Below are 14,064 nucleotides of genomic sequence, written 5' to 3' on the forward strand. Positions count from 1 at the left end.
GAGCGTGTTTAAGCCGTGGTTTAAACGAGAATTCAGGGTAATAAGCTGTTAACCGTATGACTAAGAAGACTCGATTATCAATTCAAGATGATAGCGGCAATCATATCTTAACCTCCTATGTGGCGGTGCCTGGTTGTGACTATGAGGGTGCCGATTTATCAGGTTTATCTTTCATTGGGCAGAAAGGCTTACGTGGCCGATGCTTCAGGCATTCGATTCTTTACTGGGCTAATTTGTCGAATTCAGATTTTAGCGGATGTGATTTTCGTAATTGTGATTTGAGAGGTGCTATTTTGTCCGGTGCATTATTGACGAATTGTGACTTCAGAGGCGCGAAGCTGGGAAAAGACAATTTAAGTGGTGAAACCGAAGTTGATGGTGCGAACTTTGAAGGCTCACTATATGACAAAAATAGTGAGTTTCCTGAAGGGTTTAGTCCGAAATATGCAGGAATGCACTATCAAGTAAACGGTTAACAAACGACTATGGCGTCAATAGCTAATTTCTGGCGATGTTTTCGTTCCACATGACTCCATCTCGAATCATCGCATTTAAGATCACAACCATCTTCTTTATACACGCAATAATGGCGACTTTTGTCGGTTTCCCTGCATCGCAGACATCATAGTCATGTAGAGAGCACGGTGCGTACATGTGCTCGTCCCCCTGAATGACTCGCTTGCCTTTATAGCGTCCATTCTCTCGATTGATGGGGGCAATACCAATGAGTGCAGCGGCTTGTTTGTTACTAATAAGCCCATAAATAAACAAGACACCCATAGTTTTGTAATTGGAACTGCCGCAGGCTTCCATTCCGATAATGGCTGGCGGCAAGTTAGCAAAAATGTGAGTACCTTTGCTCGAGATATTGTTTTGTGGATCAGGGGGTTGCCATTGGCATCCTCGCCGTGGATACTGAAGTGTGGTTTAAAGAAAAGCAGGCTTAAAGTTGATATCGCAGATGGAGAAGAATAAGGGATAATGGCTTTCTAACGTTTTCTAGTGTAGTTGAGTCTGGCTGAGGGGTTTATGCCATTTGTTATACACGCATGATAATTTAATTTGAGGGAATAAAAGTGAGGCGTTGGAATGTATTTGGTTTCTTGTTATTGCTGGTATTATTAGTAAGTTTTTGCATATCAGGTATTTCAATTTTTAAGACACAGCAGTATATCGAGTTATTAACGAATAAAGAGCAAGCATTTTCTCTCTATGATAAAGCTAGAAATAATCCTAAAGCTTCACCTCAGGACTTGACTCGAGCGACTAAATTGATCTCAGCTGAACTATATCTTCTTGGTGTTGATAAGGTTTATTACATAGATCTACTAGGGAATGAGATTTTGTTTGAACCAACGGAAGCAGATGAAAAACAGAGAAAATTAAGGCTTGTTGAAAAAAATAAGGCAAGACATTATATAAAACGTCATCTTTGGCAAAATGCTTTATTTATGACGTTATTATTCGTTTATTTCTTGTTTTATAAACGTCGTAAAAATGCGTATAACAGATAAGGATGTGTGTAGTGCAGCCAATATCTGCATGAAGGGGCTGGTAGTAAAGTTGGCTACGATAGAAGAAAGTGAGCACTTTTGCCCGGGATATTGTTTTGTGAATCAGGGGAGAGGCGTTTGGTATCTTTGCCGTGGATACTAAAGGAATGATTTGGCTAAATCAATCCCATAGATAGAAAGTGACATGGTGGCCTCTGAACGTTTTTTTATTCAGACTCACTAGGTGTGGCAGAGTCTGGATGAGGGGGAGTCCATGTCATGCGTTATCTTTCTATTAACTATCGAGAAGTAAACAAAAGGCTAATCTAATAATGTCAAAGAGTTTTCTTATTGTTTTCACATCAAGTGTTCAAAAAGAGTTAATAAATGAGTTTGAAATAGATGAAGGATTAATCGCTTTACATAGAGAAGGAAGTTCAGTCTCGCCTTCCATTCGATTAATACCTACAGATAGAAACATCAACAAAGATATTGCACAAGATATCGTTGAAGGATTTCTAACGGATCAATTTAGTGTTATTGAATCAAAAATCATGGAAGATAAATATCATTATCATATGGAAGTTATTTTTCAGTTTATTTTTGAAGATTTTGTTCAAGTTACGCTATCAGGCTCAAATCTCTTCTATAAAGAAGGAGATGTGGAATATTTCTATAGTATTGAAGGTTGCTTCTGCAAGGCATTTGCTCATTCACTCACACAAAATATCAATACAGGCTTCCCTATATCTATTACTTGTGAAAAACCGACAAAAATTAGTTGACTTAAAATATCACTTTAAAGTGCAGAAATGTAGCAGGTAAGTAAATATAACAACACGCCCTGAAAGGCGCTGCATATTAGGATACCATGATCAGCAGTGTGGCCGAGCTTGATTAACTCCCGCACCCAGTAATGAGAACTGCCGCTGGCTTCCATCCCGACAATGGTAGGCGGTAAATTGACAAAGAACCAAGATGGCATGGAAAAAAGACTTTCTGTGCTGGAAAATGGTTAGAATAGATAAAATTATTCAGTTGGTTGGTAAGTTATGATTGCTGTTATTTTTGAAGTACAAGTTGCAGAAGGTAAAACTTCAGAATATCTGGATATTGCAAGTGAAATTAGGCCACTGCTTTCAGAAATTGAAGGCTTTATTTCAATAGAACGTTTCCAGAGTCTTACAAACAATGGCAAAGTACTGTCGCTATCTTTTTGGAAAGACGAAGCATCTATTCAGGAATGGCGTCGTTTAGAGGCCCATCGGTTTGCGCAAGTCAAAGGGCGAAGTGGAATATTCGAAAGTTATAGACTGAGAGTGGCGGGTGTTATTCGCGACTACAGTATGGACGAACGTACTGAGGTACCGACAGACAGTGTCAGAGTGCATGGATAGAGACTAAACATCATTGATGAAGTGGAGCCGTTTATGGGTGACTATGAGACGTTATTTGAATGTACAAGGCCAGAATTTATTTCTGAGTTAACAGTGAGCCGAGTAAAAGAACAGGGCATGATAAAGGTTCGTCTTCAGAGCGAAAACACTGTCCTTGAGCTGTTTGGTTTTGAGGATTTGGCTGATTCTATTAGTACTATGCTATCGGCAGAGAGAGTAGTCATTTCAGAAGAGCTCAATACTGGCAACAAAGAGTTTGGCACGATTAGAATCGAATGTTGGGCGGATGAAAGTTACTCAGAGTATTGGTGTGATAGTGCAAAACTAAATCCAATATAACGTTAAATTTTGGTGTAAGTAGCGTTGTTCGTAATTCCGCACCAGCCGTAATCTATTGGGCAATATATGCTGCACTATGAACCACAGGCATTTCACCATCGGCAAGGTGCGGATTTTCATTGTTTGTGTTTGGCTGTTATGGTCGCGAAAAGCGACCAGCCCATTTCTATACGATTGCTGTTTTAGCGTGATGCTCAAATAACCGCTAGCGTATTGTGCAGTACATCGGTAAGTCGTCTTACCGCTTCTTGTAATTCCTCGGCAGTTGCGTTGGTAAAGTTCAGTCGCAGGGCTGCCTGGGCTGGGTGTGCTTCGGGATAGAAGACAGGGCTGGGGACAACGGCAACACCATTGGCAAGCAGGGTTTTGGCGAGTGCAAATGTGTCACATTCTGGCAGGGTCACCCAAATAAACATACCTCCCTCTACGCTGTTCATCCCGCAAGTAACGGGTAGTTGCTGTTGCAGCGCGTCAAATAATACTTGGTAGCGGGTTTTGTACAGCGCACGGATCTTGTCGATATGTAAGCCAAAGTTATCATGTTGGAGCAAGCCGAGCAGCAGTGCCTGCATCGGTACGCTTGAATGGAGATCGGCCCCTTGTTTGACTTTGATCAGTGGGTCAAGGAAGGCAATCTTTCCGCTGACCGCACCAAGACGCAGCCCCGGTGAGGCGATTTTGGAAAAGGATCGCAGGACGATAGAATGTTCAGGGCAAAAATCAGAAACTAGCGGAATCGGGTTACCGGAAAAGCGCAGTTCGCGATAAGGCGCATCTTCAATAAAGGCCACATTGTATTTGATGCAAAGCGCTGCGACTTGCTGGCGGGTTTCTAGCGACCAGCATACCCCCGTTGGGTTGTGGAAGTCGGGTACCGCATAGAACATCTTTGGGGATTGCTGTTCGAAGCACTGTTCCAATTGCACAAGATCCGGCCCGTGGGCGTTTTGTGCAACGGTAACGATATTGGCGCTAACCAAGCCAAATACCTGCATCGCTCCAAGATAGCTAGGGGCTTCCATTACCACGGTGTCACCGGGGTTGATATAGGCGCGAGCGATAAGATCCAGCCCTTGTTGGGAGCCGGTACACATCATGACTTTATGGCTATCAGGCAGCGCGAAATGGTGCTGGAGGAAGTCAAGAAGCGGGCCATAGCCAGCAGTAGCCCCATATTGGAATACATTGGGCATCTCGGCCAGTTGTGTCAGCGTGGGTCTCATCAGGTCAATCGGGAAGGCTTGTTCGTCCGGCAGTCCGCCAGCGAGTGAAATAACGTTCTTGTTGCATGCCGCACTCAGGATCTCTCTGATATACGATGATTGGATTTGTTGTAGTGACTGCGCTATTTCCATGATGATTCCTGTGTTTGCATAATTATTTTACGAATAAGTATGAAACGATAGTACTCGTGATTGCGCGGAAATAAGTTGTCCGTTTATGCTGTAAAACATGTCCATTTATGCGATTTTGAAGTATGAGCAGGGAAAGCCAGTCACGACAGCATCAATCTCGGATCAACGATGTCCTTTTTTATATTCATCAGGATATAAGTAGGGCGCTGCCCGCCAGAGAGTTGGCGGATATAGCGGCCTATTCCGAGCAACATTTCCACCGTATATTCAAGCAAGTGGTGGGGGAGTCTATCCATCAGTATATTCGCCGTACCAGAATGGAGTATGCCGCTAATCAGCTGATGTTTGATCCCAAGTCTTCGGTTGCCGATATTGCCAATGACTGCGGATTTAACTCTGTATCATCGTTTAACCGTGCGTTCAAGGCGACGTTTACGATGTCTCCGGGAGAGTGGCGTAAATACGATTTGCAGTTGGCCGACAAGCCCTACCAGAAAGATCCGGACGTTGCCGCGGGCTATCTCCGAATGGCACACACGCCATTACCAGAGCCTAAAATTATGGAGGTACCGCCACGGTTAGCCGCTTATGTTCGCCACGTCGGCTACAATCGCTCCATCCGTTATGCCTGGTTGGTACTCAAGGCGTGGGCTGCCGAGGAAAAGCGATGTTTTTCTACCCAGTTTGGCTTGCATCATTCAAATCCGGCTTGGGTTGATTTGGACAAAAGTCGCTATGTGGCTTGCATTGAAATCGATCGCCCGCTTAAGTTGCGGGGTGTCGTTAATCAAATGGTTATCCCCGGTGGTTTGCATGCTGTATTTCGGTTAGAAGGGAGATACGGTGATTTATTGCCGCAAATTAGCAAGGTGATGGCGCAGTGGCTGCCTAAATCGGGGTTCAAGTTACGATCAACGCCCGCCTATGTCCATTATTTGCAAAACCACTTTATCCATGAAAGTGAAGTATTCGTTTTGGATTATTATGTACCTATTAGTTTTAGCGTGAACTCAGGTTCTGCTTACCATAGGAAAAAAGTACTATAATCGCTCGTATTTGCGCCACTTTGATAGGTGTGCTGATAGATTATGGAACAAAAGTTCCAAAGTAATTGGGTGCTGTGAGCCTTTTTCTGGGGGATGGATTTCGCCATGATAGCGCTATTGAAATAGACAACATCCCAAGGTTTACAGGAGTGCTTGCAATGACTGAAGCGACTAAAACAAACGATCTTCAAAAGCAAATTATCGACGCCTTCAACTTCCGTCATGCGACCAAGGTGTTCAACCCTGACCGCAAGATCAGTGACGATGAATTTAACACTATTTTGGAAGCGGCCCGTCTATCACCTAGCTCGTTTGGTTTTGAACCGTGGCAGATACTGGTTGTGCAGTCACCTGAAAAGCGTGAGCTGTTCCGTGACTTTAGCTGGGGTGCAAACGGTGCATTCAATGGAACGGCGGGCCAGTTGGGCACTGCGAGCCATTTTGTGATCTTCCTTGCGCATACTGACGCAACCATGAAGCACAACTCCGAATACCAACAGCAGTTCATGAAGGAAGTGAAGCAACTGCCGGATGACGTCATTGGCTTCATGAATCAGGCATTCCAGAAATTCCAAGAGCACGACTTCCATATCGAAGGCGAGCGACAGATCACCGATTGGTCAGGCAAGCAGGCTTATATTGCGATGGGTAATATGATGAGTGTTGCGGCTATGCTGGGTATCGACTCATGCCCAATCGAAGGTTTTGAAGTGGATAAGGCTACCGAGGTATTGGAGACACACTTTGGTGTTGATCCTAAGCTTTACCGCCCGGCGGTCATGGTTGCTTTTGGGTACCGTGCTGGTGAGCCAGCTTACGACAAAACGCGCCGTACAACTGAGCAGATGGTTAAGTGGTTCTAATCGACTAATATAAATACCCCCAGAAAAGGTCGGCTACGATGTAGTCGGCCTTTTCTTGTTTATGGCCTGCTATCTCGTCTTTGAGATCCTTGGTATGAGGCCCTGTTTGGGGATATTAAGGGAGTTGGCGTATTATGGAGAGCAAAAGCCAGTATCGACTGGATGATAGAATGTGTGGAGGATAGTGTTTGTCTTTAACTCAGCAGTTAGCCCTGTTTTTGGATGTTGTACAACAAGGTTCATTCAGTAAGGCCGCCGTAAAGAATGAGATGGATAACTCTTCGCTATCCAAGCAGATAAAAAAGCTAGAAACAGAATTGGGTGTGAGGCTGCTCAACCGTTCGACCCGGTCATTCTCCTTGACGCCTGCCGGAGAAGAGATTTTGGCCCAGACCTATACCTTGGTCGATACGTTGGGGCAAATCCGAAGTATTGCCGATTCTTACCAGTCGATGCCGAAAGGAATGCTTCGTATTACATCACCGGTGTTTTTCGGCCAGCAGTACCTCCAACCGGTTATTAGCCGATTTATGAAGATATATCCGGAAGTTCGGATCAACTTATGGTTGGATGATAAGAAAAACGACATTATTGCCGATCATTTTGATTTGGCATTTCGGATTGGCAAAATGGCTGATTCGAACTTAGTGGCAAAGAAAATCGTTGATGCCCATTATGCCTTGGTGGCCTCGAATGAATTTGTAGAGCGCTACGGGATGCCAGATAGCCCCGAAGCCCTCTCCCAACTTCCGGCTGTGATATATAGCAACGGCATTTTCAATCTGGATCAAATGGGCTTCATTGATGCAAGTCATGCCGAGGGAATTAAGCGCTATACCATGCAGGGTAACTACAAGGTCAGTGATTTGCGGGTATTAATGGACGCAGTCAGAGATGGTCTTGGCTACGGTATAATTGATGTGTTTTTCCTAGAGCGGACGCTCAAGGAGATGGGGCTGGTTCCTTTACTCACGGACTACCCGTTATCGAACATGGACAGCGGGATCTATGCCGTTTACCCCCATCGCAAACAAACGATGTTAGTTACCGAGTTTATTAAAGCCGTGCAGGCTTATATTGGTACACCGCCATTTTGGTTGGATTATATTGAAGAATATGGGCAATTGTACCCAAGCTCCTAGATAGGTGGCGTCACGGCCGAAGAAGCCTGGGCATCATTTTGGTTAACGCATGCAGTCAACCTACAAAGCTGGGTTGTTAGTTAATTAATGAGTCCAACTTTGCTTCTATGGCACTGACCACTTCCAATGCCTTGCGATCATCCAGAGCATCAGCATGGGGATCGCCAAATTGACCGATGTCGTTGTCAAAGTATTTGCCACCGGCATCGGCAAACTCGTCTGAAAGTGCGGCTCTAACTAGAATGTCCGCACCATCCTTGATATCCCCGCCTGTAATGCCAAAGGCATCTTTGACCATTTTGCTGCCCAGCAATGATTTAGGATTAACGGCAACGACCATCGGCCCATGTTGTTTTAGAGCCTCACCCATGAGTCGAGACCACATTGTTAATGCCAGTTTGCTTTGAGCGTAGGCATCGCCGTCAGCCATTGGTTGAAAATGGCTCAGAGCCTTCAGATCGACACTGGCTTGTGCGGCAGAAGAAAGGTTGATAACTCTGCCGCCTTCGCCGAGTAAGGGTAACAGTTCACGGGTTAGCAAAAATGGGGCGTAGGTATTAACAGCAAAGCGGCTATCCAAGCCGTCATCGGTACGGGGGGCGGGGATATTGAACACACCAGCATTATTGATTAGAACATCAATTGTCCCGAAGCGTTGGGTTATCTCCTTGATCATGTTATTGACATCTTGTAACTGGGAGAGATCTGCGACAATGGTTTCAATCTGGCTGCTATTGCCTATGGCTGATAACGCTTTTTCGACGTCGGCAAGCTTCGTTGGATTACGGCCATGCAGAATAACCAGATGCCCATCGCTGACAAGTTGCTTTGCTGTTTCGAGTCCGATGCCATCTGTAGCACCTGTGATAAGAATAGTTTTGGGCATGATATGTTCCTTAGTGGTTTTCTGTCATCGCTCTGTTGCGCATAGGTATTAGTCTAGGCAAAAGCTAGCCATATCTGTCTCTATTTCCCCGCAATGAATTATTAATTCTCAGTATATTAAGTTCATATGGGGAGAAGGTCGAAGAGAAACTGTTTCAATGAAACCTTGAGAATTGAAAGAGGCGGACGTTATGTATGGCTCGGGGATGACTTGAACAGTGGCAAAGCGCCGTCCACACTCATAGATTGATATCTTGTTAGGTGATCATTATGAGGGAGTGATTATGGCAATCTCAGCAAAGTTAAAAGCGGGTGACAGTTTCCCAACCATTGAGGCGACTTTGCTTGATGGTAATAAGGTGAGATTAGGCCAACCGCAAGGGGAGGCGACATGGCAGGCAGTTTTTGTTTACCGAGGGAAGCATTGTCCGCTTTGTACAGCGTATCTTAATGAACTGGAAGGTTACAGGCAGGCATTTTCTGATGCAGGGGTTGATATCTTGGCGGTTTCAGGTGATGCCAAAGAGCAACTGGAAGTACATCTAGAAAACTTGAACATTTCATTTCCTATCGCTTATGGATTGACAGAATCACAAATGAAAAGTTTGGGGCTGTATATTTCCTTGCCACGTTCTGAGCAAGAAACGGATCATAATTTTTCTGAGCCGGGATTGTTTGTGGTCAATGAGCATGGAAATTTACATGTGGTGGATATTTCGAATAATCCTTTTGTCCGCCCAGAGCTTGGAGCGCTGTCCAGAGGATTGGTCTGGATTCGCAATCCGGATAATAATTATCCTATTCGCGGTACGCTTGATTATTAATGAGTGTATTTTACCCGGTTGTTTAGTACCTATTACGATTAGTGATAGGTACACTTAGTTGTGAAAACTGCATAGTTAAACGTTTTTATGATCTTTGGATAAATGGATATTTGACGCATATGAGTAAAGTTGGCAATGAAATATTTATTTCATCGCCAATTTATAGGAAAAATTCTTATTTTATCCAATCTGCCGTGTCGTTTTTGACTCAAAATACTGTAATGAGAGCAATCGAGTGAAACATTTTGATACAAATTGGTATTATCTTGAAAAAACAATGCTATTATCGATAGGTTAATCACAAGATTTTTGCTTGAAAAATAATCAGCAATCTTAGTGAGAAAGCGTTTATTGCATTTTAATAATATGACTTCTTCTGCCAAGCCATATTTAAACGGAGCTTGATTCATGCGTTTTAATAACCTTTCTGTTGGTAAAAAGATAGGTGTCGGGTTTGCGATTGTCTTTTTTTCTGTTGTCGCTATGGGCATTTTTCTTGTTTCTGAAGTTACAAAGTTGAAAGAGAGTATATTGGTTTTTACTGATGCAACTTTGCCAAGCATTGTATTGGTAAAAGATATGCAGTTGGACTCCGAACATATACGCCGGCAACAGTTTTTTCTGGTCTCTAACGTAAATAATTCAAATATTGATCAGTCATTGAATGATTACGCGGAACAACTGGGAGATATGGCCAAGAAAGTCAAAGAATACCAAGATAGTGTTTGGGAAGAAGAGGATCGTCGTTTTTCTTCTGCTGTGACGAAAGCATGGCAAAATTATTCGTCAGATCAAAGTGAGTTCATAACGGCGATAAAGAATAAAAATATAACGAAAGCAAATGCGATGGTTGTTAATAGCCTTGATAGTTTTAATAGCTTAATTAAATCGCTGGATAGTTTGCTTGAATTAAATCAGTCTTATGTTCACTCGGATCGTAAATTGGTTCTAGAGCAGGTTTATCAAACCTATATGCTGACGATCGGAGGTATTGTCGCCATTATGCTCTTTACGATTTTTATTACGACACGAATTACCCGTCAGATTTGTATTCCTCTTAATAAAGCGAAGGATATGGCTGAGCGTATTGCGATGGGGGATTTGACATCTGAGTTGGATCGCAGCTTGCTAGGTCGTGATGAACTGGGACAGCTCTCATTGGCATGTATTGGGATGCAAGATAAGTTAAGGGACTTGTTGCACGAAATTTCAAGTGCTGCAACTCAGTTAGGGGCTGCAATTGAAGAGGTAAGTGCGGTTTCCGAGCAAACGTCACAAGGTATGAAGCAGCAGCAAGATGATATTATTACCATTGCTACTGCGATGAATCAGATGCAGGCAACCGTGAATGATGTTGCAGCTAATACAGAAGAAGCATCGAATTCAGCTAGCGCAGTGACGGATAGTGCAGTTCAGGGCGGTAATAATATTCGCCAGAATATTGATAGCATCCAAACTGTGGCTAAGGTGGTTGCTGATACAGAGAGTATTGTGACTTTGCTGGAGAAAGATTCAGCGAGTATCGGGATGGTCGTGGATGTGATTAATAGCATTGCAGAGCAGACGAACCTGTTGGCATTGAATGCGGCTATTGAAGCAGCCCGAGCTGGTGAGCAAGGCCGAGGTTTTGCCGTTGTTGCTGATGAGGTAAGAACTTTAGCGGGTAGAACACAGGCATCAACAACAGAAATAACATCGATTATTGAGCAGCTTCAGGCGCGTGCAGTAAAAGCTGGCGATGCAACAAGGCATAGTAGCCAGTTGATTAATGACTGCGTCTGTCAGTCAGAAGAAACCGGCAAGAATATTACTGAAATTGAAGAAGAAGTTCGTCAGATGGCGTCGATGAACATTCAAATTGCCAGTGCATGTAGTGAACAAAACTCTGTTACTGAGGACTTAGGCAGGAATGTTGAAAATATTAGCCTAGCATCTTCACAGATAGCATCAGGAGCAGATCAAACCGCTCAGGCTTGTGTCGAATTAAGTCAATTGGCGACAAATTTACAGGATAATGTTGGTCGATTCCGTTTGGTTTAAGTTTACTGATTGAAAATGAATGGACACCAGCTTCGAAAGAGGCTGGTGTTTTTTATGGGAACTTAAATTTCATTTTCAGTATCACTTTAATGTTTTGTTATTTATATCTATATGGTTTTCATATGACTGTTACATGCTAACGGCAGCCGAGATAGATAGAAAATTGAATAAAAAGTGAAGAAATACCCGATATAACCTAAAAATTATTCATGGAGGAATAATTTACACATGGTTATTTTAAATATGAAAAAAAGAATTCTTAAATAGGATTATAAAAAGTAGGAATATTTCCAATAAGATTGAGATTGCGTCATGATTATCTCAAAATGCGTGTTTTTATCTAAAATTGAGAACGTAAAGCGACACGTTATTGAATTTTCTTAAATGGGTAATTTGATTATTGCTACCTACATCACGAATGGGATGTTTGATAATTGAACAAGTACAAGCAAAAAATAGCATATGGCTCATTTTCTAGAATCTGACTGAAACAAAGTCATTGATTAACGGAGTTGAACTGATGCTTTTTAAGAACCTTTCGGTCGGTAAGAAGATCGGCACCGGGTTCGCGATTATCTTTATCGCAGTGATTGTCTTGGGTGCATTTTTGATATCAGAAGTAACAATGTTTAAAAATAGTGCGCTCGCACTCACCGATAAAACGCTGCCAAGTATCTTTCTGGTGAAGGACATGCAAAAAGACTCGGAGCATATCCGACGAGAGCAGTTTTTTCTTGTTGCCAACATTGATAATAAAAGTGTCGATAAGGTACTGAGTAATTATGAAGTTATGCTTCAGGAAATGGAGCATAAATTAGCAAGGTACAAAGATAGCCTGTGGGACGAAGAAGATGGAAGGTTGTTTGCTGATGTGAATACCGCATGGCAAATGTACTTGGCCTCTCAGAATGATTTCATCTCGGCGGTGAGGGCGAAAAATAGTGTCGAGGCGAACTCATTGGCGATGGGGAGCTACCGCGGTTTTAAAATGCTGAATGACTCGTTAGAGAAATTATTAAAATTGAATGAGTCGCAGACGCAAGCCGATCGCCAATCGGTGCTGGATCGTGTTGCTCAGGCTTACCTTCTGACGAGTAGTGGCGTTATCGTTATTATGATCTTTATTATTGTCATGACAGTCTTTTTGACCCGTCAGATTTGTACCCCCCTTCGGGCAACGATCAATATGGCAGAACGCATTGCCAAAGGGGATTTGACCTCTGAGTTGGATCACAGCTCCCTTGGGCATGATGAGCTAGGGCAGCTTTCTCTTGCCTGCGCCGGTATGCAGGATAGATTGCGAACGCTACTGCAGGAAATATCCGGAGCCGTCACCCAATTGAGTGCTGCGATTGAAGAGATGAGCTCAGTTTCAGAGCAGACGTCGCAGGGAATGAGGCAGCAGCAAGACGACATTACCATGATAGCTACTGCGATGAATCAGATGCAGTCAACGGTCAATGATGTCGCGGCCAATACCGAGCATGCATCCCATTCGGCCAATGCCGTAACGGAGAGTGCGGCTAAGGGGGGCGGTAATATTCGCCATAATATCGAGAATATCCAAAGTGTGGCTAAGGTGGTTTCTGATACCGAAACAATCGTGGCACTGCTTGAGAAAGACTCGGCCAGTATTGGTATGGTGGTGGATGTGATTAACAGCATTGCCGAGCAAACAAATTTGTTGGCACTGAACGCGGCAATAGAGGCGGCGCGTGCTGGGGAGCAAGGTCGCGGATTTGCCGTAGTTGCCGATGAAGTCAGAACGCTGGCAGGTCGAACACAGGCTTCAACAACGGAAATCACCACGATTATAGAGCAGCTGCAAACTCGAGCAGGGAAAGCGGGTGAGGCGACAAGGCAGAGCAGCCAGCTGATTAATGCGTGCGTTGGTCAATCTCAGGAAACTGGGCAAAATATCGCTGAAATTGAAGAAGAAGTGCGACAGATGGCGTCGATGAACATTCAGATTGCCAGCGCTTGTAGCGAACAGAACTCGGTGACCGAAGAGCTGGGACGAAATGTTGAAAATATCAGTCTTTCGTCGTCACAAGTTGCGTCAGGTGCTGAGCAGGCTGCGCGTGCTTGCGTGGAGCTGAGTCAGTTGGCCGCAAATCTACAGGACAACGTAGCTCATTTCCGCTTGGCATGATTGCGCATTAGGCTTCCCCTATAACACTGTTCTTTTTAGGCTGGTGTTATAGGGGGAGATGCGAGACTGTACCTGAAATACTAGTTAATTGGGGTCATTTCATTGACGACAAAGCTCTCGACTGCACCGTCGGTGGCTTGCAGATACTCAGCCAGATGCTGATTGTTCATGTGAGCCTGCCAGAGTTCGCGTGAGGCCCAGTTTTCGTAAAATAGGAAGTGTGCTGGGTTTTCGTTGTCTTGATGGAGGTCGTAGTTGATGCAACCGGCTTCTGCACGGGTGAATTCGATAAGTTTGAGGAGTTCGCTTTTGACGAGCTCGATACTGTCAGTTTTTGCGATAATGTTGGCGACAATGGTCAATTGGGTCATGGTATTTTCCTTTAAGTAAATACAGAATAAGTACCTTGAAGTCAGAGTTCTTCGTTGTTGGATGATTGCACTTGGATATAACCCAGTGTAGATGACTATGGTTGATGATCCTGAAAAAACCACCCGAGGCCATTATGGCCTCGGGTAGGTTTATTGA

The 14,064-nt window shown here is 43.8% G+C and carries 15 protein-coding genes and 1 pseudogene; 11 read left to right on the forward strand and 5 right to left on the reverse strand.

Annotation, left to right across the window (positions count from 1 at the left end; translation table 11 throughout):
- Window positions 1–56: 56 nt before the first annotated feature.
- Complete coding sequence (locus tag ABT56_RS23320) at window positions 57–476, forward strand: pentapeptide repeat-containing protein (RefSeq protein ID WP_053062524.1); 420 nt, start codon at window positions 57–59, stop codon at window positions 474–476.
- Between the two features lie 22 nt (window positions 477–498).
- Here ABT56_RS23320 and ABT56_RS24525 read toward each other — a convergent pair.
- Window positions 499–759 (reverse strand): annotated as a pseudogene (locus ABT56_RS24525) (transposase); the annotation flags it as partial.
- A gap of 317 nt (window positions 760–1,076) precedes the next feature.
- Here ABT56_RS24525 and ABT56_RS15945 point away from each other — a divergent pair.
- The 4 genes from ABT56_RS15945 to ABT56_RS15960 all read left to right on the forward strand — a co-directional run bounded on the left by ABT56_RS15945 (window position 1,077) and on the right by ABT56_RS15960 (window position 3,229).
- Entirely contained in the window at window positions 1,077–1,514 is a 438-nt protein-coding gene (locus tag ABT56_RS15945) for a hypothetical protein (RefSeq protein ID WP_047879874.1), read from the forward strand.
- Between the two features lie 311 nt (window positions 1,515–1,825).
- Window positions 1,826–2,278 (forward strand): hypothetical protein, encoded by a 453-nt coding sequence (locus tag ABT56_RS15950; protein WP_047879875.1) that lies wholly within the window; start codon window positions 1,826–1,828, stop codon window positions 2,276–2,278.
- A 267-nt stretch (window positions 2,279–2,545) separates the two neighbouring features.
- Window positions 2,546–2,890, forward strand: coding sequence for an antibiotic biosynthesis monooxygenase family protein (locus ABT56_RS15955; protein ID WP_047879876.1), 345 nt, complete (start codon window positions 2,546–2,548; stop codon window positions 2,888–2,890).
- Between the two features lie 33 nt (window positions 2,891–2,923).
- The gene (locus tag ABT56_RS15960; RefSeq protein WP_047879877.1) at window positions 2,924–3,229 is read left to right on the forward strand and encodes a hypothetical protein; all 306 of its coding nucleotides are present in this window, start codon (window positions 2,924–2,926) and stop codon (window positions 3,227–3,229) included.
- Here ABT56_RS15960 and ABT56_RS24620 read toward each other — a convergent pair.
- Both ABT56_RS24620 and ABT56_RS15965 read right to left on the reverse strand, forming a co-directional pair.
- Window positions 3,215–3,427, reverse strand: a complete 213-nt coding sequence (locus ABT56_RS24620; protein WP_420835130.1) for a transposase — start codon at window positions 3,425–3,427, stop codon at window positions 3,215–3,217. The two genes, ABT56_RS15960 and ABT56_RS24620, sit on opposite strands and share 15 nt — an antisense overlap.
- A complete protein-coding gene (locus tag ABT56_RS15965; protein ID WP_047879878.1) occupies window positions 3,424–4,584 on the reverse strand; it encodes an aminotransferase-like domain-containing protein in 1,161 nt (386 codons plus the stop codon). Before ABT56_RS15965 ends, ABT56_RS24620 begins: the two co-directional genes overlap by 4 nt.
- A gap of 122 nt (window positions 4,585–4,706) precedes the next feature.
- Between ABT56_RS15965 and ABT56_RS15970 the strand changes: the two genes are divergently transcribed.
- The 3 genes from ABT56_RS15970 to ABT56_RS15980 all read left to right on the forward strand — a co-directional run bounded on the left by ABT56_RS15970 (window position 4,707) and on the right by ABT56_RS15980 (window position 7,635).
- The gene (locus ABT56_RS15970) at window positions 4,707–5,630 is read left to right on the forward strand and encodes an AraC family transcriptional regulator (protein ID WP_047879879.1); all 924 of its coding nucleotides are present in this window, start codon (window positions 4,707–4,709) and stop codon (window positions 5,628–5,630) included.
- Between the two features lie 158 nt (window positions 5,631–5,788).
- Window positions 5,789–6,493: an NAD(P)H-dependent oxidoreductase gene (locus ABT56_RS15975; protein WP_047879880.1), complete on the forward strand. Its 705-nt coding sequence runs from the start codon at window positions 5,789–5,791 to the stop codon at window positions 6,491–6,493.
- A gap of 188 nt (window positions 6,494–6,681) precedes the next feature.
- Window positions 6,682–7,635 carry a LysR family transcriptional regulator gene (locus tag ABT56_RS15980; protein WP_047879881.1) on the forward strand — a complete coding sequence of 318 codons (954 nt, stop codon included), beginning with the start codon at window positions 6,682–6,684 and terminating at the stop codon, window positions 7,633–7,635.
- A 76-nt stretch (window positions 7,636–7,711) separates the two neighbouring features.
- On the opposite strand, the gene ABT56_RS15985 is transcribed toward ABT56_RS15980, so the two are convergent.
- Window positions 7,712–8,521, reverse strand: coding sequence for an SDR family NAD(P)-dependent oxidoreductase (locus tag ABT56_RS15985; RefSeq protein ID WP_047879882.1), 810 nt, complete (start codon window positions 8,519–8,521; stop codon window positions 7,712–7,714).
- A gap of 283 nt (window positions 8,522–8,804) precedes the next feature.
- On the opposite strand from ABT56_RS15985, the gene ABT56_RS15990 reads away from it, so the two are divergent.
- The 3 genes from ABT56_RS15990 (at window position 8,805) to ABT56_RS16000 (ending at window position 13,536) form a co-directional block, all read left to right on the forward strand.
- A complete protein-coding gene (locus ABT56_RS15990) occupies window positions 8,805–9,344 on the forward strand; it encodes a redoxin domain-containing protein (RefSeq protein ID WP_047879883.1) in 540 nt (179 codons plus the stop codon).
- Window positions 9,345–9,752: 408 nt separating this feature from the next.
- Window positions 9,753–11,384: a methyl-accepting chemotaxis protein gene (locus ABT56_RS15995; RefSeq protein WP_047879884.1), complete on the forward strand. Its 1,632-nt coding sequence runs from the start codon at window positions 9,753–9,755 to the stop codon at window positions 11,382–11,384.
- 520 nt (window positions 11,385–11,904) lie between these two features.
- Window positions 11,905–13,536: a methyl-accepting chemotaxis protein gene (locus ABT56_RS16000; RefSeq protein WP_047879885.1), complete on the forward strand. Its 1,632-nt coding sequence runs from the start codon at window positions 11,905–11,907 to the stop codon at window positions 13,534–13,536.
- Between the two features lie 80 nt (window positions 13,537–13,616).
- Here ABT56_RS16000 and ABT56_RS16005 read toward each other — a convergent pair whose 3' ends face one another.
- The gene (locus ABT56_RS16005) at window positions 13,617–13,907 is read right to left on the reverse strand and encodes a putative quinol monooxygenase (RefSeq protein WP_047879886.1); all 291 of its coding nucleotides are present in this window, start codon (window positions 13,905–13,907) and stop codon (window positions 13,617–13,619) included.
- Between the last annotated feature and the right edge of the window lie 157 nt (window positions 13,908–14,064).

It is taken from the genome of Photobacterium aquae (assembly GCF_001029445.1).
In the GTDB taxonomy this organism is placed as follows: Bacteria; Pseudomonadota; Gammaproteobacteria; order Enterobacterales; family Vibrionaceae; genus Photobacterium; species Photobacterium aquae.